Origin of the sequence: Flavobacterium sp. UBA7663 (assembly GCF_002483315.1) — a bacterium.
Taxonomy (GTDB): Bacteria; Bacteroidota; Bacteroidia; order Flavobacteriales; family Flavobacteriaceae; genus Flavobacterium.
In genome coordinates this window covers 1-19,935 of sequence record NZ_DLHR01000006.1, presented here as the reverse complement: position 1 = coordinate 19,935, position 19,935 = coordinate 1, and the positions used below count along the sequence as shown (strand labels likewise).

20 protein-coding genes are annotated in these 19,935 nt (G+C 32.6%); 10 read left to right on the top strand and 10 right to left on the bottom strand.

The window, feature by feature from the left end; genetic code table 11:
* The first annotated feature begins 22 nt into the window (after positions 1 to 22).
* The 8 genes from B2741_RS00735 (at position 23) to B2741_RS00700 (ending at position 8,835) form a co-directional block, all read left to right on the top strand.
* The gene (locus B2741_RS00735) at positions 23 to 1,111 is read left to right on the top strand and encodes an LptF/LptG family permease (RefSeq protein WP_291134496.1); all 1,089 of its coding nucleotides are present in this window, start codon (positions 23 to 25) and stop codon (positions 1,109 to 1,111) included.
* The gene (locus tag B2741_RS00730) at positions 1,098 to 1,985 is read left to right on the top strand and encodes a DMT family transporter (RefSeq protein ID WP_291134494.1); all 888 of its coding nucleotides are present in this window, start codon (positions 1,098 to 1,100) and stop codon (positions 1,983 to 1,985) included. Before B2741_RS00735 ends, B2741_RS00730 begins: the two co-directional genes overlap by 14 nt.
* A gap of 71 nt (positions 1,986 to 2,056) precedes the next feature.
* Positions 2,057 to 3,010, top strand: coding sequence for an acetyl-CoA carboxylase carboxyltransferase subunit alpha (locus B2741_RS00725; protein ID WP_291134492.1), 954 nt, complete (start codon positions 2,057 to 2,059; stop codon positions 3,008 to 3,010).
* A 142-nt stretch (positions 3,011 to 3,152) separates the two neighbouring features.
* Positions 3,153 to 4,700, top strand: coding sequence for a replicative DNA helicase (dnaB, locus tag B2741_RS00720; protein ID WP_133610739.1), 1,548 nt, complete (start codon positions 3,153 to 3,155; stop codon positions 4,698 to 4,700).
* A gap of 94 nt (positions 4,701 to 4,794) precedes the next feature.
* Positions 4,795 to 5,103, top strand: coding sequence for a hypothetical protein (locus B2741_RS00715; protein WP_291134489.1), 309 nt, complete (start codon positions 4,795 to 4,797; stop codon positions 5,101 to 5,103).
* 620 nt (positions 5,104 to 5,723) lie between these two features.
* A complete protein-coding gene (locus B2741_RS00710; RefSeq protein WP_291134484.1) occupies positions 5,724 to 6,518 on the top strand; it encodes a sensor histidine kinase in 795 nt (264 codons plus the stop codon).
* Positions 6,518 to 7,204 (top strand): response regulator transcription factor, encoded by a 687-nt coding sequence (locus tag B2741_RS00705; protein WP_291134480.1) that lies wholly within the window; start codon positions 6,518 to 6,520, stop codon positions 7,202 to 7,204. The genes B2741_RS00710 and B2741_RS00705 overlap by 1 nt, the downstream gene beginning before the upstream one ends.
* A 437-nt stretch (positions 7,205 to 7,641) precedes the next feature.
* Entirely contained in the window at positions 7,642 to 8,835 is a 1,194-nt protein-coding gene (locus B2741_RS00700; protein WP_414655292.1) for an asparagine synthetase B, read from the top strand.
* Here B2741_RS00700 and B2741_RS00695 read toward each other — a convergent pair.
* Positions 8,832 to 9,296 carry a DUF1569 domain-containing protein gene (locus B2741_RS00695; RefSeq protein WP_291134476.1) on the bottom strand — a complete coding sequence of 155 codons (465 nt, stop codon included), beginning with the start codon at positions 9,294 to 9,296 and terminating at the stop codon, positions 8,832 to 8,834. The genes B2741_RS00700 and B2741_RS00695 overlap by 4 nt on opposite strands.
* 84 nt (positions 9,297 to 9,380) lie before the next feature.
* Entirely contained in the window at positions 9,381 to 11,999 is a 2,619-nt protein-coding gene (cphA, locus tag B2741_RS00690) for a cyanophycin synthetase (RefSeq protein WP_291134473.1), read from the bottom strand.
* A gap of 236 nt (positions 12,000 to 12,235) precedes the next feature.
* Between cphA and B2741_RS00685 the strand changes: the two genes are divergently transcribed.
* Positions 12,236 to 13,108, top strand: a complete 873-nt coding sequence (locus B2741_RS00685; protein WP_133610723.1) for a cyanophycinase — start codon at positions 12,236 to 12,238, stop codon at positions 13,106 to 13,108.
* Between the two features lie 87 nt (positions 13,109 to 13,195).
* Positions 13,196 to 14,041: an isoaspartyl peptidase/L-asparaginase gene (locus B2741_RS00680; RefSeq protein ID WP_291134471.1), complete on the top strand. Its 846-nt coding sequence runs from the start codon at positions 13,196 to 13,198 to the stop codon at positions 14,039 to 14,041.
* 79 nt (positions 14,042 to 14,120) lie between these two features.
* Here B2741_RS00680 and rlmF read toward each other — a convergent pair whose 3' ends face one another.
* The 8 genes from rlmF to thrS form a co-directional block, all read right to left on the bottom strand.
* The gene (rlmF, locus tag B2741_RS00675) at positions 14,121 to 15,038 is read right to left on the bottom strand and encodes a 23S rRNA (adenine(1618)-N(6))-methyltransferase RlmF (RefSeq protein WP_291134468.1); all 918 of its coding nucleotides are present in this window, start codon (positions 15,036 to 15,038) and stop codon (positions 14,121 to 14,123) included.
* 94 nt (positions 15,039 to 15,132) lie between these two features.
* Positions 15,133 to 15,411, bottom strand: a complete 279-nt coding sequence (locus tag B2741_RS00670) for a helix-turn-helix domain-containing protein (protein WP_291134438.1) — start codon at positions 15,409 to 15,411, stop codon at positions 15,133 to 15,135.
* Positions 15,412 to 15,421: 10 nt separating this feature from the next.
* Entirely contained in the window at positions 15,422 to 15,613 is a 192-nt protein-coding gene (locus B2741_RS00665; protein ID WP_291134436.1) for a hypothetical protein, read from the bottom strand.
* Positions 15,589 to 16,299 (bottom strand): hypothetical protein, encoded by a 711-nt coding sequence (locus tag B2741_RS00660; protein ID WP_291134433.1) that lies wholly within the window; start codon positions 16,297 to 16,299, stop codon positions 15,589 to 15,591. Before B2741_RS00660 ends, B2741_RS00665 begins: the two co-directional genes overlap by 25 nt.
* 210 nt (positions 16,300 to 16,509) lie before the next feature.
* Positions 16,510 to 16,854: a 50S ribosomal protein L20 gene (gene rplT / locus B2741_RS00655; protein WP_133610711.1), complete on the bottom strand. Its 345-nt coding sequence runs from the start codon at positions 16,852 to 16,854 to the stop codon at positions 16,510 to 16,512.
* Between the two features lie 126 nt (positions 16,855 to 16,980).
* Positions 16,981 to 17,178 carry a 50S ribosomal protein L35 gene (rpmI, locus tag B2741_RS00650; RefSeq protein ID WP_153200121.1) on the bottom strand — a complete coding sequence of 66 codons (198 nt, stop codon included), beginning with the start codon at positions 17,176 to 17,178 and terminating at the stop codon, positions 16,981 to 16,983.
* A gap of 117 nt (positions 17,179 to 17,295) precedes the next feature.
* Positions 17,296 to 17,847, bottom strand: a complete 552-nt coding sequence (gene infC / locus B2741_RS00645) for a translation initiation factor IF-3 (protein WP_290822267.1) — start codon at positions 17,845 to 17,847, stop codon at positions 17,296 to 17,298.
* A gap of 28 nt (positions 17,848 to 17,875) precedes the next feature.
* On the bottom strand, positions 17,876 to 19,816 hold the full coding sequence (gene thrS / locus B2741_RS00640; protein WP_291134429.1) for a threonine--tRNA ligase: 1,941 nt from the start codon (positions 19,814 to 19,816) through the stop codon (positions 17,876 to 17,878).
* Positions 19,817 to 19,935 lie beyond the last annotated feature (119 nt).

Below are 19,935 nucleotides of genomic sequence, written 5' to 3'. Positions count from 1 at the left end.
CTAATCTCTTTTCTCTTGAAATATGAAAATAATAGATAAATACATTTTAAAACGCTATTTGGTCACTTTTTCGGTGATGTTGATTATGTTTATTCCGATTGGAATTACAATTGACGTTTCGGAAAAAGTAAACAAAATGATTGAAAAGAAAATCCCTTTGAAGGATATTTTAATTTATTATGGTGATTTTACTGTGTATTTTGCCAATCTATTATTTCCGATTTTTTTATTCTTATCTATTATTTGGTTTACCTCGAAATTAGCAAACAATACTGAAATTATTGCTATTTTAAGTTCTGGGATTTCGTTTTCAAGATTTCTTAGGCCATTTATTTACGGTGCCGTAATTGTTTCTGTTTTTGCTTTATTAATGGGATTTTTTCTGGTTCCAAAAGCTAGTAAAGGATTTAACGATTTTAGATATCAAAACTTAAAAGGGAATTCACAAACTAGAGAAACTTCCGATATTTTTAGACAAATTAAGAAAGATGGGAAGCTTGAAGAAAATATTTATGTAAGTAACTATAATTATTTATCGCAAACTGGTTTTAATTTTACTTATGAAAAGTTTCAAGATAATGTTTTGGTTGAAAAAGTAACAGCAACTAGAATTCATTATAAAGAAGAAACTAAAAAATATACCTTACACAATTACAACAAAAGAATAATAGGTCAAACCGACGATCAAATTATATCTATTGATAAAAATGAAGTTGATTACAATTTTGAACCCGATGATTTAACTCCAGTAATTTATGTGGCAGAAACCATGACTATTGGTGAATTAAATAAGTTTATAAATAAAGAAAGAGCTAGAGGAAACGGAAATATCAATACGTATTTAGTAGTTTTTTATAAGAAATTTAGTTTACCAATTTCTGCATTTATCTTAACTATTATTGCCGTTGCTGTTTCTTCTATGAAGCGTAGAGGTGGAATGGGAATTAATTTAGCCATCGGAATTGTTATTGCTTTTACCTTTATCTTCTTCGATAAAGTTTTCGGAACTTTAGCTGAAAAATCGAGTATTCCTCCGTTTTTAGCCGTATGGTTTCCAAATATAGTTTTTGGAATTTTAGCAGCCTACTTACTACGCAATGCAAAACGATAATTTAAAAAGTTATTTACATCTTCATGTAATTGTATTTATTTGGGGATTTACCGCTATTCTTGGAAAACTAATTTCATTAGAAGCTTTAGATTTGGTTTGGTATCGCATGCTTTTTGCATCGGTAATTATGACTTTTGTAGTGCTCTTCAATAAAGAAAAAATTAAAGTTCCATTCAATGTTTTAATTGGATTTATAGTTTCTGGGATAATTATTGCGGCACATTGGCTCACGTTTTATCAAGCTATTAAAGTTTCAAATGTTTCGATAACCTTAGCTTGTTTGTCAACGGGCGCTTTTTTTGCTTCTATTTTAGAACCTATTTTTTACAAGCGAAGAGTCATTTGGTACGAATTGCTTTTTGGAATTATTGTTGTTGTAGGATTAGGAATCATTTTTAATGTAGAGACTAAATTTAAGACTGGAATTTATCTTGCCGTAACTTCTGCATTTTTATCAGCACTTTTTTCGGTTATCAATGGAAAATATGCCAAAGAATATGACCCAAATGTTATTTCTCTATATGAACTATCAAGTGGTGTATTCTTTTTAAGTATCTATTTATTTTTTGCAGGAAGTTTTACACCTGCTTTCTTTGCACTTTCTGTAAACGATTTAATTTGGTTATTCTTGTTATCGTCTATTTGTACAGCGTATGCGTTCTCAGCATCGGTAAAAGTGATGAAATTTTTAAGTCCGTTTACCGTTATGTTAACAATTAATTTAGAGCCAATTTACGGAATCATTTTAGCCTTACTGATTTTCAAAGATGGAGAAGAAATGTCGCCTCTGTTTTATGTAGGCGCTTTGATAATTTTAGCCACTGTTATTGCTAACGGAATTGTAAAAAGTTATAAAAAAGTTACAACTAATTAACGATAAGTTTACCAAAGTTAATTGAAAATTTTATCTTTGTCACAACAAACACAAACCCAAATAAACCGATTATGGAATATTTAGATTTTGAATTACCAATTAAAGAGCTTGAAGACCAATTAGATAAATGTCAAATCATTGGTCAAGAATCGGATGTTGACGTGTCTAATACTTGCAAGCAAATTGAGAAGAAATTAGAAGAAACCAAGAAGAAAATATACAAAAATCTTACGGCTTGGCAACGTGTGCAATTATCGCGTCATCCAAATCGTCCTTATACATTAGAGCATATTACTAATATTACTAATGGGACGTTTTTAGAACTTTTTGGAGACAGAGGTTTTAAAGACGATAAAGCGATGGTTGGTGGATTAGGTCAAATCAACGGGCAATCATTTATGATTATTGGACAGCAAAAAGGTATTAATACTAAAATGCGCCAATACAGAAACTTTGGAATGGCAAATCCAGAAGGATATCGTAAAGCATTGCGTTTAATGAAAATGGCTGAGAAATTTAATATTCCTGTTTTAACATTAATCGACACTCCAGGAGCTTATCCAGGTTTAGAAGCCGAAGAAAGAGGACAAGGAGAAGCTATTGCAAGAAATATTTTCGAAATGGCTCGTTTGAAAACACCTATTATTTCAGTAATTATTGGTGAAGGAGCTTCAGGAGGTGCATTAGGAATTGGAGTAGGAGACAGAGTATATATGTTGGAAAACACTTGGTATTCTGTAATTTCTCCAGAATCGTGTTCGTCTATCTTATGGAGAAGTTGGGAATACAAAGAGCAAGCAGCTGAAGCATTAAAATTAACTTCGTTTGATATGAAAAAACAAAAGTTAATTGACGATATTATTCCTGAACCACTTGGTGGCGCTCATTATGACAAAGAAACAACATTTAAATCGGTAGCCGAATATGTAACTAAAGCTTTTAATGAGTTAAAAGATTTATCAACAAAAGATTTGGTGGCACAACGAATGGATAAATACAGCAAAATGGGTGAATTCAAAGAATAACCACTTATTTTCATTATAAATTAAAATCCGAAGCCTCAAGTTTCGGATTTTTTTTGGCTTATTAACAATAAATTGGAGTTATTAACAGTTCGGTATTAAGAACTCAAAAGTATATTTTATAAAATTTCGTTACCTTCGCAATATGGAAAATGTCAGAAATATGAACCCGATAAAAGTAGATAAAACTACGATTATCAATTTGGAAAAAGGAAAACTACCTCCTCAAGCGTTAGACCTTGAAGAAGCGGTACTTGGTGCCATGATGATTGATAAAAAAGGGGTAGATGAGGTAATTGATATTTTACAACCAGATGCCTTCTATAAAGAGGCTCATAAGCATATATTTGAAGCAATTGTTCAGTTATTTAATGAAACCCAACCAGTTGACTTATTAACTGTTTCGGCACAATTGAAGAAAAACGGTAAATTAGAATTAGCAGGTGGTGATTTTTACTTGATTCAGCTAACTCAAAAGATATCGTCTTCGGCACATATTGAGTTTCATTCACGCATTATTCTTCAAAAATTCATCCAAAGAAGTTTGATAAAAATTTCAAGCGAAATTATCGAAGAATCCTATGATGATGCTACCGATGTTTTTGATTTATTAGACAAAGCCGAATCAAAATTATATGAAGTAACTCAAGGAAATATTAAACGTAGTTCAGAAACAGCTCAAAGTTTAGTAATTCAGGCTAAAAAACGTATTGAAGAAATTGCAGGTAAAGAAGGTTTGAGTGGAATTGCAACAGGATTTCATAACTTGGATAAATTAACCTCAGGTTGGCAACCATCTGATTTAATTATTATTGCGGCTCGTCCAGGTATGGGTAAAACCGCTTTTGTACTTTCGATGGCACGTAATATGGCGGTTGATTATAATCATCCAGTGGCTTTATTCTCTTTGGAGATGTCATCTGTACAGTTGATTACACGTTTGATTTCATCTGAAACGGGTTTATCATCTGAAAAACTTCGTACTGGAAAATTAGAAAAACACGAATGGGAGCAACTTTCTATCAAAGTAAAAAACTTAGAAAAGGCGCCTTTATATATTGACGATACACCTTCATTATCTATTTTTGATTTACGTGCAAAAGCGAGACGACTTTCATCGCAATACGGAATCAAAATGATTGTTGTGGATTATTTACAATTAATGACAGCTGGTGGAAATGGAAAAGGCGGTGGAAATCGTGAGCAGGAAATCTCTACTATTTCTAGAAACTTAAAAGCTTTAGCAAAAGAATTAAACGTTCCGGTTATTGCACTTTCTCAGTTATCGCGTGCCGTGGAAACTCGTGGTTCAAGTAAAAGACCTTTACTTTCCGACCTTCGTGAATCGGGTGCGATTGAGCAAGATGCCGATATTGTATCGTTTATTTACCGTCCAGAATATTATAAAATTGATGAATGGGATGATGAAGAACGTACGCCAACACAAGGTCAGGCCGAATTTATCGTAGCAAAACACAGAAATGGTGGTTTGGATGAAATCCGATTAAAGTTCGTAGGAAACTTAGGAAAGTTCGAAAACTTAGACGATTTTAGTTCTCCATTTGATGAATTACCTTCTAAAATGAATTTGGATGAAACTAATCCGTTCATTACACCAAATTTACCAACACCTAATGAAGCATTTGGTAGCACCATGAATTCATTTGATGATGATTCAGATGTTCCATTTTAAATAATTCAAAATAAAGTTAAAAACAGGCAATTTGCCTGTTTTTTTTTATTATTTTTTTTATTACATTTATAATTCAATTATAAAAAAATAAAATATGCCAGATTACACTATTACTCTAGATGTAGCCAAAGAGTGGGCAACATCATGGAGAACAAATCCTCCAACTGATTTAGCAAAAGGACATTTAATTCCGGGTGGAGCTTTAACAGAATTATTAGCAACGGAAGGAGTTGTTGATGTAAGAGCTTATATGGGGGTAGATGAAACAGGAACACAAAAATTAATGTTTGTAGGAGTTGACTCAGATGGGAAGGATTTAATAGATGCAAACCATTTGATTTATGACACGACACAGCCTTGTCCAAAATGTTGTGATCCATCAAGTCCTTTATATAATCCATAATTTGTTAGAATCTAAATACTTATATTTTACTTCGGCAATATTATGTTTGCTATATTTTATAGGCTTTTTCAAAAATGGAAAAGCCTATAAGATTTTTACTATTTATATAATAGGTGTTTTGATAATTGACTACATTGGTTCAAACTTGTGGAGATGGTTTCGTATTTATAATGTTTTTATGCATCATTTTTATGAATTATTTCAATTTGTAATATTGAGTTATTTCTATTCTTTATTATTAAAAACAAAAGCACAATTGTTTACGGTATACATCATATTAATTGTGCTACCAATTTTTTTGTTTTCAAGATATCTCTTCAATCCGAATTTATTTTTAGAGTATAATCTTTTAGAAACTTATTTAACTACAATGCCCTTAATTATTTATGCAAGTATGCATTTGTATAATAATCTAGGAGAAAAGTCGGAGTTTTACTTTATAAATGTAGGATTGTTATTTTATTTATTTACAAGTACTTTCATTTTTTTAATTTATAAGTTGGTTCTTGTTTTTGAGTTTGATGAGTTTAATGATGTAATGGTTGATATAAATATCATTCTTCAATATATAAAATTTGGATTTTTCTTTTATCAATGGAAATTAATTTACTTTAATAAAAATGAACTCAATTAATTTAGAAAATAGCGAAATAATTCAAGTGGTGTTTTTTACACTACTGGCTTTCATATCTATGTTCTTGGTGCTGATTTTGTTTTTTTATTTTTCAAGGAAGAAAATTGTACAAATTGAAGTAGATAAGAAAAACTTAGAAATCGACCATCAGAAAGAGTTGTTGAATTCAGTTTTAATTACTCAAGAAGAAGAGCGAAAAAGAATTGCACAAGATTTGCATGATGATATTAGTTCGAAACTTAATGTGGTTTCACTTAACAGTCATTTATTAAAAACTCCAAATCTAAACGAAACGGAACAATTAGAAATTACAAATAACATTATTGAGTTAACTCAAAAAGCTTTAGAAAATTCCCGACGCATTGCACACGATTTATTACCGCCTGTTTTAGAGAAGTTTGGTTTGCATGCCGGAATTGAAGAACTTGTGGAAGAGTTTAATAGTACCAAAACTGTTAAAGTTTCGTATGAAAATAGTGTTGATTTTGAATGCTATCCTATTGAAAAACATTTACATATATTTCGCATTCTTCAAGAATTGTTAAATAATTCATTGCGAAACGGAAAAGCCACAAAAGTTTCAATACAATTTACTACTTTCGACAACAGAAAAACTTGTACTTACATTGATAATGGTGTTGGTTTTGATAGTTTGAGTGTGGGAAATCTAAAAGGTTTGGGAATGAAGAATATAGAAAGTAGAATTAACTTTTTAGGAGGTGATTTTAGTTTTATTTCAAAACCAAACGAAGGAGTAAAAATGACATTTAATTTCAATTAATGGAACAAAAGATTAAAATAATATTAGCTGATGATGAAGAATTATTCCGAAAGGGAATCTTTTTCTTGCTACAACGTGAACCTAATATTGAAATTATTTTCGAAGCTTCAAACGGAAGTGAATTAGTTGAACATCTAAAAACTACCACAGAACTTCCCGATATTATAATGATGGATTTAAAAATGCCATTATTAAACGGAGTAGAAGCTACCAAACTTATTCACAAAGATTTTCCAGGTATTAGAATAATTGCTTTAACGAGTTATAACACCAAATCATTTATTGCGAATATGATTAACGTGGGAGCGGCATCTTATTTAGTAAAAAATGCTTCCCCAATTGATATGATTAAAACCGTTAATGAAGTAGCTCAAAAAGGATTTTATTACAACGAAATCGTAATGGAAGTAATTCATCAAAATATGATTTCAAATGCAACTCCTAAAACAATTTTAGATGAAGATTTTTTAACCGAAAGAGAAAAAGAAGTATTAGAATTAATTTGCAAACAATATAGTTCTACCGAAATAGGAGATATGCTTAGTTTGAGTGCGCGAACTGTTGATGGTCATAGAAACAACCTCTTATTAAAGACCAACTCAAAAAATATGGCAGGATTGGTCATATTTGCAATACAAAATAAAATTATAAACTTAGAAGACTCTAATAATGATATTGAGTCTTAAACTGTTTAATGAATTAGTGGAAATTAATAATTTCTACAGAACTGAAAAACTAAAATAAAATATACTAGGATAGTTACTATAAGTACAATATATCCGATTCTTTTTAACAATTTCATTTCTTTCGAGTTTATTAACGATAAATTACTACTGTTTGTGTTCATCTTTTCTATTATTTAGATACAGGTCAAAACTAAATCAAAAAAAAGTTCTGTGTAAGAGTAAAAATACCTGATTTTCAAACCAGGTATTTTTACGGGGGTAACCAGGTATTTTTACGGGGGTACGACTTTAACATTTTGATAAATGATATTTGTTAGAAATGTTATAAATTAGTCCAATTATAATAGTAAACAATGAAATCTAAAGCGATTAGCTTATATATACTACTTTTTTTTCTTTACTCTTTTTCGAGTAGGGCGTCCTTTGTATTATTGCCAATGGAGGCCGAAGGACAACAAAATCACTTGAAAGCCTACGGAATTACCTATTGGGCTTTAGATAAAAGTTACAAAGTAAGTTGGTTGTTAAATTATAGAGGAGGTTCTTTTCTATTACCTGATGCACCTGAAATCAGAAAAGAATGTCAAATTCGAGGCGTAACTTTTGAAGTGCTATCTGATGCGGCAACTAATGCTATTTTAGAAGATATTAGTTCTCCATCTCAAAATATGGAAACGGTTGTATTAGAAAAAGCTCCTAAAATTGCTGTTTATACTCCAAAAGGCAAACAACCTTGGGACGATGCTGTAACCATGGTCTTAACGTATGCCGAAATTCCGTTTACCGAAGTTTATGATGAAGAAGTTTTGTCAGATCAATTACTTTTATACGATTGGTTGCATTTACATCACGAAGATTTTACAGGTCAATACGGGAAGTTTTTTGGAAATTACAGAAGCACACCTTGGTACATTCAACAAAAAGCAGAAGCAGAAGCTTTAGCAAAGAAATTAGGATACAATAAAGTTTCAGAAGAGAAATTGGCAGTTGCCAAAAAAATCAGAGACTTTGTAATCGGTGGCGGATTTATGTTTGCGATGTGTTCGGCTACTGATAGCTTTGATATTGCGCTTTCAGCAGAAGGTGTTGATATTTGCGAACCAATGTTTGACGGAGATGATGCTGAAGCCAATTATCAAACTAGAATCGATTATTCGAATACTTTTGCTTTTAAAGATTATACGTTAGTTCGTAATCCAATGGTTTATGAATTTTCAGATATCGATACAACTGAAGAACACGGAAAAGGCGCTTTTTCTATGGATAAAGACTACTTCACTTTAATGGAATATTCCGCAAAATGGGATCCTATTCCTACGATGTTGTGTCAAAATCATACCCAATTAGTAAAAGGTTTTATGGGACAAACTACTGCTTTTGATGCTGAGAAAATAAAATCAAATGTCTTAGTAATGGGCGAATGTAAAATCAATGGAGAAGCACGCTACATTCATGGAACCAAAGGAAAAGGAATGTTCACGTTTTACGGTGGTCACGATCCAGAAGATTATCAACACAGAGTAGGAGATGCTCCAACAGTTTTAGATTTACATCCAAATTCACCAGGCTATCGCTTGATATTGAATAATGTTTTGTTTCCAGCAGCGAGAAAGAAAAAACTAAAAACCTAATTCGTTTTTAAGATATCATTGATAATCATCAAATGATGTTTCGTATGAAGTACTAAAAAATTCTCAGTTTCTTTTTTATTTAAAACTCCAAAAAACGGATGTGGAAAATGTGCGTTCTTGTCTAAACTTTCCCAATTCTTTAAATTTTCTTTCACTTTTTCCAAACTCAAAACCAAAGTTTCAAGAGAAATATCGCCTTCTGGTCTAACAATTTTTGGTGCTCTTGCTTTTCCTCTCGGAATTTTTTTAGCAACTGTTAAAATTAAAAAGCGTTTGAAATTGAAATGCCATTGGTAATCTGAAGGATTCGAATTTTTGCAAGCTGTAACAATTTGGTCAATCGTTTTTAAACTGTGTTCTATATGCCAACCTACACTTCCGCCAGAAACCGCAAGATTTGTAGTTTCAAATTGTGAGATTTTAGATTCTAACTGGCTAATTAAGTTTTGTAAGTTTTGCATGTTGTAGTTTTAATATGATAAAAGTATAAAAAATCCCAAAGACCATTATGGAATTTGGGATTTATATTTAAGAATTAACTTTTATTATGCTTCTTCGTTTTCTTTGTCTAAATAGTCTTGAACTACTTCAATAGCATTTGTAATAACATCACTTAAAGCAGTTATAAAACTTCCATCTTCGGCACTATTAATAGCGTGTTTTAAAGCTTCAACTTCTTTTGTAATGATTTCATGTGTAACGGTTTTGCCACTTGCAGCAATTCCTTCCATAATAAGATTATTTATTTCTTCTTCTGTTCTACCACGTAAGTGTTTTTCTTGACGAATGATAATATGATCAAACATTCGAGCGGCAATAGTAGCACATTCTTTAATATCTTCGTCTCTTCGGTCGCCAACACCTGCAATAATTCCGATTTTCTTGGTAGCTTCTACAGAAGATAAATATTCTTCAACACCACGATAACCAGCTGGATTGTGAGCAAAATCAATCAATACTTTGAATTTCTTGAATTCGAAAATATTCATTCTTCCAGGAGTTTGTGCTGCACTTGGAATAAATGTTTGTAATGATAAACTAATGTCTTCGGTTTTGAATCCTTGTAAATAAGCTGCTAAAGTTGCTGCTAAAACATTCGCAATCATGAATTTTGCTTTTCCACCTAACGTCAACGGAACGTGAGTAGCTCTTTCTACTCTAATTTTCCATTCGCCTTTTTTAATGGTAATGAAACCGTTTTCGTAAACCGCTACAATTTTGCCTTCTTTAGCTAATTGTTTTGCAACAGTTGAATTTTCATCCATACTAAAATAAGCAATATTGCAACTTAAATCTTTAACAAGTTTCATACAATATTCGTCTTCGGCATTTAAAATAGCCCAGCCATCTTTCTTGATACTTTTAACAACAGTAGCTTTTACTCTTGCTAAATCGTCTAACGTATCAATATCATTCAATCCTAAATGATCTTCTTGTATATTCGTTACAATTCCAATATCGCATCGGCTAAATCCTAAACCTGCTCTTAAAATTCCACCTCGAGCCGTTTCTAAAACAGCAAATTCCACTGTTGGGTCTTTCAAAATATATTCTGCCGAAATAGGTCCAGTGGTATCTCCTTTTTCCATCATGTGATTTTGCACATAAATTCCGTCAGAAGTCGTGAAACCAACTTTATATCCGTTATTTTTTACAATATGAGCAATTAATCGGGTAGTAGTTGTTTTTCCATTGGTTCCGGTTACTGCAATAATTGGAATACGACTTGGTTTTCCTGGAGGATACAACATATCAATAACTGGAGCAGCCACGTTTCTTGGTAAACCTTCCGAAGGAGCTAAATGCATTCTAAATCCTGGAGCTGCATTCACTTCTAAAATACAACCACCGTTTTCTTTCAATGGTTGTGTTAAGTTTTCTGCCATAATATCCACACCACAAATATCCAGTCCAATTACGCGAGAAATTCGCTCACAAAGGAAAATATTTTCTGGGTGCATCATATCGGTTACATCAACCGAAGTTCCACCAGTACTCAAATTAGCAGTTGATTTTAAATAAACCACTTCGTCTTTTCTTGGAACGGTTTCTAAGGTATACCCTAATTTTTCTAATAAATCGGTTGTGTCTCTATCAACGTCAATTTGGGTAAGCACATTCTCATGTCCGTAACCGCGTCTTGGATCTTTATTGGTTTCTTCAATTAATTGCTGAATCGTATGTGTTCCATCTCCTTTAACGTGAGCTGGTTCTCTTTTAGCAGCAGCTACCAATTTGTTATCAATAATCAAAACACGGAAATCATAACCAGTAATGAATTTTTCTACGATAACTCTTCGGCTGTAATTTTTCGCGTAAGCTAATCCAGCAACGGCATCTTCCCATTTTTTTACATTAATAGAAGCACCTTTTCCATGATTACCATCTAAAGGTTTAATTACAATTGGGTAACCAATTTTCTTAATTACCGTTTCTAAATCTTCTTCATCAACGCAAATGCCACCACTTGCCACAGGAATCGATGCCAACTCTAACATTCGCTTAGTTTCTTCCTTATTACAAGCAATATCTACAGCAATGTTACTCGTCTTACAAGTAATTGTCGCCTGAAAACGCATTTGATTTACACCATAACCTAATTGTACTAGTGAATTGGTGCCTAAACGAATCCAAGGAATATCTCTTGCAACCGCTTCCTCCACGATACTTCCCGTTGAAGGACCAAGGCGAACACGTTCCCGAATTTCTCGCATTTTCTGAATATCCGCTTCCACATCATATTCAGTTCCTGCAATTAATGATTCGGCAATAGCGACAGCACTTTCAGCTGCAAATAAGCCTACGTTTTCTTCGGTATAACTAAAAACTACATTGTAAACACCAGGAGTTTTAGTTTCTCTGGTTCTTCCAAAACCTGTTTCCATTCCGGCTAAGGTTTGGATTTCTAGGGCAATATGTTCGATAACATGTCCCATCCAAGTGCCTCTTTCAACACGTGAAAAGAAACCACCTCTGCAACCTTCTGAACAACGATGTTCAATCATAGTTGGGAACATGGCTTCTATTCGCTCTCTAAATCCTTCGATTTTATTGGTAGGAAATTGTTCCATTTCTTCCAAATCTAATCGCATTTGAATTAATTTTTTTCTTTGAACGCTCCAAATGTTCGGACCTCTAAGGGCTTGTATTTTTAATATTTTCATAAAAATTGAAAGTTGTATTTTAAATGAATAATGATTTTGTTAAAAATAGAAAAATAATATTATAGTGCGATACTTTTTGAATAAAATTATCAAATTTTAGCTTTTGTTGTACTTCATTTTTGATTTGGTAAGAATTTACGGGTAATCTTTACCTTTTCTTGAAAAATCATTAAAAAGTTTCATTTCTTTATTTCAATTTGATTTGTGTAGTATTAAGAAATAGTTATTTTTACGGCATGGAAATACAAGGAAAATTAATAATCATTGGTGGTGCTGTAGATAAAGGAAGTTTTACAGAAACCAATTTGGATAAAGATGCTTCAAAGAATTTGAATTTTTTCGAAACAGGAATCTTAAAAAGAATCATTAAAGAATCAAAAAATAAAGAGGAATCTCGCATAGAAGTTATTACAACAGCTTCAAAAATCCCGAGAGAAATTGGCCCAGAATATGTAAAAGCCTTCAGTTATTTAGGTGCTCACAATGTAGATGTTTTATATATTGAGAAAAGAGAACAAGCTAACGATCCTGAAATCTTAGAAAGATTAAAAGCAGCAGATGTGGTAATGTTTACTGGTGGAGACCAATTGCGTTTGACTTCTATTTTAGGAGGAACGCCTTTTGACGACATGTTAATTGACAAATATAGAAATTCTGAATTCATATACGCAGGAACTTCGGCAGGTGCTGCTGCTGCTTCGAACAATATGATTTACCAAGGAAGTAGTTCGGAAGCTTTGCTTAAAGGTGAAGTAAAAATCACTTCTGGTTTAGGATTAATTGACGATGTAGTTATCGATACGCATTTCGTGCAACGAGGAAGAATTGGTCGTTTGTTTCAAGCGGTGGTAGGAAACCCAAAAGTATTAGGAATAGGTTTAGGAGAAGACACAGGATTATTAATCACTCATGGCCGCCAAATGGAAGCCATTGGTTCTGGATTAGTAATTTTAGTGGATGGAAGAGAAGTAAAAGACACCAATTTAACTCAAGTTGAATTAGGTCAGCCAATATCAATCAATCACTTGGTGACACACGTTATGAGTCAATACGATAAGTTCGATTTGAATACACACAAAATGAGTATTCATTCTTCGCAATATGTTTAAATTTTAAAATATTTTTGGAACACAGATTATGGAAATGATATTAATTTAAAAATTTCTTTAATCTGTGTTTCTTTTTAATTTACTGTTATGTCAAAAATTATAATTCACGGCGGATTTTTCTCAGAATCATCAACCAATATAGAAACAAAAATTGCCAAACAACAAGCCCTTTTACGTATTGTGAAAGATTCGTATGCGTATTTACAAAATCATTCGGCATTAGAAACGGTGGTGTATGCGGTTTCTCAATTGGAAGACGATGAATTGTTCAATGCCGGAATTGGTTCGCAAATTCAATCCGATGGAAAAATAAGAATGAGTGCTTCTTTAATGGATGGCGAATCTCAGAAAATGAGCGGTGTTATCAATATTGAAGAAGTGAAAAACCCAATCCAAGTCGCACAAGTTTTAATGCAAGTCGATGACCGAATTTTAGGTGGAAGCGGAGCAACAAATTTTGCCAGAAAACACGGATTTGAACCTTTTTCAACTGAAATTCCACAACGAAGAGCCGAATATGAAGCCAAATTAGACTCATTAGGAACGGGAACCGTAGGTTGTGTAGCTTTAGACAAAAACGGAAAAATTGCAGTAGCGACTTCAACGGGTGGAAAAGGATTTGAAATTCCAGGAAGAATCTCAGATTCAGCAACCGTAGCTGGAAATTATGCCAACGAATTTTGTGGAGTTAGTTTAACAGGAGTAGGAGAAGACATTGTAAGTAACGCCACAGCAGCAAAAATTGTAACCCGCGTTACCGACGGATTTTCAATAGAAAAAGCCTTTGAAAAAACCTTTTCCGAATTAAAACCATACGATGGTTTCGCAGGTGCCATCGGAATTGATAAACAAGGAAATATCTTTCATCAAGATTCGCATCCAAGTATGGTTTTTGCCAGTTTTGATGGAGAAAATGAGGAAGTTTTTGAATAGAAATATTTACTTATCATATAAAAACACAAAACCCGAAAGCAGCACTTTCGGGTTTTCTATTCTCTTTTTTCTTTGCTCTTTACTCTTTCTTCTCCTCCTTAAACGTCCAAAACAAAATTCTACTCACTTTATTTCCGTGTTTCATTTCTGTAATTTGGTAGGTAGCTTTTACTTTTCTAAGATGCGATAGCAACGGTTTTAAATTATCTTTTTTCGAAACTAACGATGAAAACCATTTACATTGCGATTTAAAATGAACACTTTCATAAATCATATTGCTGATGAACGTTAGTTCGCCACCTTCGCACCACAATTCGTTATTTACGCCACCAAAGTTTAACGTTGGTTTTTTCGAATCTTCAATGCCTAAATTCTTATTTTTTCGAATCGTGCCTTTATTCGCTTCTTCTTTCGAACTGTGAAAAGGAGGATTACAAATCGTCATATCAAATTTGTCTTCTGGAAGAATGATATTTTTAAAGATATTACGTTTTGAAGTTTGTAATCGCAACGTGACGTTTTCTTTTAATTTCTGATTGGAGTTGATGTTTTCTTGAGCCGCTTCAAAAGCTTGTTTGTCAATTTCGCTACCCACAAAACGCCAATCGTATTCAGACACACCAATAATCGGATAAATGCAATTCGCACCAATTCCGACATCTAAAATGCGAATTTTATGCTTGGTTTGAATCGTTCCATAGGTGTCTTCTAAAATATCGGCAACTTGATGAATGTATTCTGCTCGTCCTGGAATAGGCGGACAAAGAAAACCTTTTGGAATGTCCCAATTTTTCAAACCATAAAAATGCAATAACAACGCTTTATTCAACATTTTCACCGCATCTGGATTTGCAAAATCAATCGTTTCTGTTTCAAATTCATTTACCGCAACAAATGGCGCTAAATCAGGATTAGCTGCAATTAAAGTCTTAAAATCGTAATTGCCGTGGTGTTTGTTTTTCGGATGAAAGCCGCTTATGGTTTTGGTAGTGTTCAAAGTAAAAGTATTTGAAGCAAAGTTAGTGTTTTGCTAATTAAAATAGTGATTACGCGAGATTTTAGTAAAACAAAAAAAGAGCCGAAGCTCTTTTTTAATCAATCAAAACCGATTTGATAGCTGAATTTAAAGATTTAAATACTATTTTTTTATCATCAGGAATATCTTCTTCACTTATTGAAAAAAATAACAAGTAGGAAACAGGAATTTGTAAAGATTCACAAATTTTCTTTATCGTGCCTTTTTGTGGAAAAGTTGAATTAATTTCTATTTGTGAAAGTGCATTTACTGAAATCCCACACATTTCTGCAAGTTGTTTCTGACCTAAACCTTTTTCTTTTCTTAAGATTTTAATAGCGGTTCCAATATCCATAACTTAAATTTTAGTTATCCCCTAAATCAATGTCAAATAGTTTTAAAAATTCTTTACTGACTTTGCAAATCATAATAAAGGCTTCTAAAAAACCATTAATATCGGGATTTTCGTTTTCTAATTTTTCTAATAATATTTGTTTATCTTCATCAGATAAATTGCAATTTTTTATATTTTCTATGAGTATTTTAATTTTTTCCATTTGATACGAAACTTTAAATAATTAATATTTTTTAAAGCTTCTCCTGATAAATCTCTCATCGCAGAGAAGCACAATTCTAATTTTGCTTTTGCGATATGATCTTCATCATCTGAAAAAATGTAATAATGACAGGTTGTTAAAATTGAAAATAATTTTGATTTTATGTTATTAAAAGTTGATTTGGTTTTAAGTTTAATTTTATAAAGAAACTTTGTAAATTCTTTTCCTTCAATACTTATGCTATCCGTATGATAGATATTTCCATGTATTGCTTCAAATTCAATTTCATCAATTAATCTGTAAAAGAAATCTTTGATTAATTCAGAATCTAATTTTGATTTAAAAAAATTATCATCAATTAATTCTTGATTGCAAGTATTAAAGGATAAATTATATCGAATAAACTTTGTAAAGAATTTTTTTACTTCTATTTGTTGGTAGTTGTTTAAATCATAAAAATTCTTACTTGAACTACTATAAAAACTTTTTATTGCTTCAACATACTTTTGAGATAAAATTTCTAAATGCTTTTCATTTAAAAATGTGTATGGAAAATTATAAATCTCAAAGCCAGCTTCTTTTAAAATAGCAACTATAGATTCTTCTGAAATCTTTAATTTTTTGGCAACGGAATGTAAAGCAACATTATGCTTTTTACTTTTTCTAAAAAAATCAAATAAACCCATAATCAAATTATTTACTATGCAAATATATATAAAAAAAACAAAATACAAGTAAAAAATGTATTTTTAACATTATTTTGTGTTTTATATAAGAATCAAAACTCGCTAGCGCGGAATTGCATTCCGTGCCCACAATCAAAACCACAACCAAATAAAAAACCCCGATAAAATCGGGGTTTAATATATAAGTAAGATAAACTGAGTTAGACGTAATTATTTAATTTTGTTAACGATAGCTGTGAAAGCAGCTGGGTGGTTCATAGCTAAATCTGCAAGAACTTTACGGTTCAATTCGATATTGTTAGCTTTTGCTTTCCCCATAAATTGAGAATAACTCATACCATGTAAACGTGCACCAGCATTGATACGCGTAATCCATAAAGCACGGAAATTTCTTTTGTTTTGTTTTCTGTCACGGTAAGCATAGCACATTGCTTTTTCTACCGCGTTTTTAGCTACAGTCCAAACGTTTTTACGTCTTCCAAAGAAACCTTTGGCTTGTTTTAATACTCTTTTTTTTCTAGCTTTTGTAGCTACTGAATTTGTTGCTCTTGGCATAATTTTAAATGTTTTTTGCAGTAAGGCGGTTTCTCAACACTTATAAACTTCGTACTTTGTATTTCATACTTCGTACTTCGTTCAGCCCACTCCAGGGTTACTAAATTGTTTTAACCAAACAACGAATTAAATAATATTCAATTGTTGTTTAATGCTTCTCTCGTCTGTTTTGTGAACCAAAGCAGAGTGAGTTAAAGCTAATTTACGCTTTTTAGATTTTTTAGTCAAAATGTGACTTTTAAAAGCGTGTTTTCTTTTGATCTTTCCAGAACCAGTAACTTTGAATCGTTTCTTAGCACTAGATTTCGTTTTCATTTTAGGCATTTTCTTCCTGTATTTATAATCTATCTTACTTATTATTTTTCATGTAGGATTACTAGGTAATCACTATTTATTTAGTTTAGAGACTAATCACTAATTACTTGTCACTAATCACTAAAACTATTTTCCTTTTTTCTTCGGAGCAATGTACATAATCATACGTTTTCCTTCTAAAACTGGCATCGCTTCTACTTTTCCAAACTCTTCCAATTCTTGAGCCAAACGTAATAACAAAATTTGTCCTTGCTCTTTGTAGATAATCGAACGTCCTTTAAAGAATACAAATGCTTTTAATTTAGCACCATCTTGTAAAAATTTAAGGGCATTCTTTTTCTTAAATTCATAATCATGCTCATCTGTTTGAGGTCCAAAACGAATCTCCTTTACAACGATTTGAGTTGATTTAGCTTTAAGTTCTTTATCTCTCTTCTTTTGTTGGTACAAAAATTTCCCATAATCCATCAACTTACAAACCGGTGGTTCAGCATTTGGAGAAATTTCTACCAAATCTACTTCCTGCTCTTCAGCAAAACGAAGGGCTTCCGCTATTTTGTATACTCCAGGCTCAATATTTTCGCCTACTAAACGTACTTCAGGAACACGAATCAAATTGTTGATACGGTGTGCTGCTTTTTTCTCTTCGCGAGGTTGAAAACCTCTGTTGTTTCTAATTGCTATGGCTGTAAAATTTTAGTTAAACTTAAAATTGTTTTAATGTTTTATTGATTTCTTCGTTTATCATTGCCGCAAATTGCTCAATAGTAACCGATATATTTCCTTTTCCTTCTTGTCCGCGTTGTCTCACAGAAATCGTTCCGTTTTTCTCTTCTTCCTCGCCAACAATAAGCATAAACGGATATTTGTTCATCTCCGCTTCTCTAATTTTCTTACCGATTGTTTCATTTCGGTTGTCAATTAGGGCGCGAATTTCGTGATTTTCTAGCAAATCTAAAACTTTTTTCGCATAATTTTCATATTTCTCACTCAAAGACAAGATTATAGCCTGCTCTGGCATCAACCAAATTGGGAAATTTCCTGCCGTGTGTTCCAATAAAATAGCGATAAAACGTTCCATCGAACCAAAAGGCGCTCGGTGAATCATAACTGGGCGATGTAACTTGTCATCTGCACCTTTATAAGACAATTCAAAACGTTCTGGTAAATTGTAATCTACCTGAATGGTTCCTAACTGCCAACTTCTACCTAAAGCATCTTTTACCATGAAATCCAATTTCGGACCATAGAAAGCTGCTTCACCAGATTCAATCACATAATTTAATCCTTTGTCTTTCGCTGCACTGATAATTGCATTTTCAGCTTTTTCCCAGTTTTCAACGCTACCTATATATTTATCCGGATTATCTAAATCACGAACTGATACCTGAGCCGTAAAGTTTTCAAATCCTAACGAACCAAAAACGTACAATACTAAATCGATAACATTTTTGAACTCAGCATCTAATTGATCTGGTGTACAGAAAATATGCGCATCATCCTGAGTAAATCCTCTAACACGAGTCAATCCATGTAATTCACCTGATTGCTCATAGCGATATACTGTTCCAAATTCAGCATAACGCTTTGGTAAATCTTTATAAGACCAAGGTCTTGCATTATAAATTTCACAGTGGTGTGGACAGTTCATAGGTTTTAACAAGAACTCTTCGCCTTCAGCTGGTGTATGAATTGGTTGAAAACTATCCGCACCATATTTAGCATAGTGTCCAGAAGTCACATACAAGTCTTTCATTCCAATGTGAGGAGTTACTACTTGTTCATAACCTGCTTTTTTCTGTGCTTTTTTCAAGAATTGCTCTAATCTATCGCGTAAAGCAGCACCTTTTGGCAACCATAAAGGTAAACCTTGACCTACTTTTGGAGAAAAATGGAATAAATCCAATTCTTTTCCTAATTTTCTATGATCGCGACGTTTTGCTTCTTCTAATAATTCAAGGTAATCCGTTAAGTCTTTTTGTTTTGGGAACGAAATACCGTAAACACGAGTTAACTGCTTGTTTTTTTCATCACCTCTCCAGTAAGCACCAGCAACCGATAAAATTTTCATCGCTTTGATAATTCCTGTATTCGGAATATGACCACCACGACACAAATCAAAGAAGTTGGCATGATCACAAAATGTAATCGTTCCGTCTTCTAAGTTTGAAATCAATTCTGTTTTGTACTCGTTATTTTTATAAACTTCCAATGCTTCCGCTTTTGAAACTGGACGCATTTTAAATTCATGTTTCTCTCTTGAAATTTCTAATACACGGTCTTCAATCTTTTTGAAATCGGCATCTGTAATTCTTTTATCACCAAAATCCACATCATAATAGAAACCATTATCAATCGCAGGACCAAGAGTTAACTTAATCCCAGGGAAAATTTCTTCTAAAGCTTGCGCCATCACGTGCGAAGTCGAATGCCAAAAAGCTTTTTTACCTTCTTTGTCATTCCAAGTATATAATATAAGTGTACCGTCCGTCGTTAAGGTCGTTGTCGTTTCAATAGTGGTACCATTATAGGAAGCAGAAATTACATTTCTAGCCAAACCTTCACTAATGCTTTTCGCAACATCCATTGGAGTAACTCCTTGAGCCATCTCCTTAACCGACCCGTCGGGTAAAGTAACTTTTATCATTTTTTAAAATTTATAAGGTGCAAATATAAACCTTTAATAAAATCCATACAATATATATAAGGTATAATGTTAAAAAAGATTTGAAGCAGGCGTTTAGTATTCCATAAAACTCTTGGTCC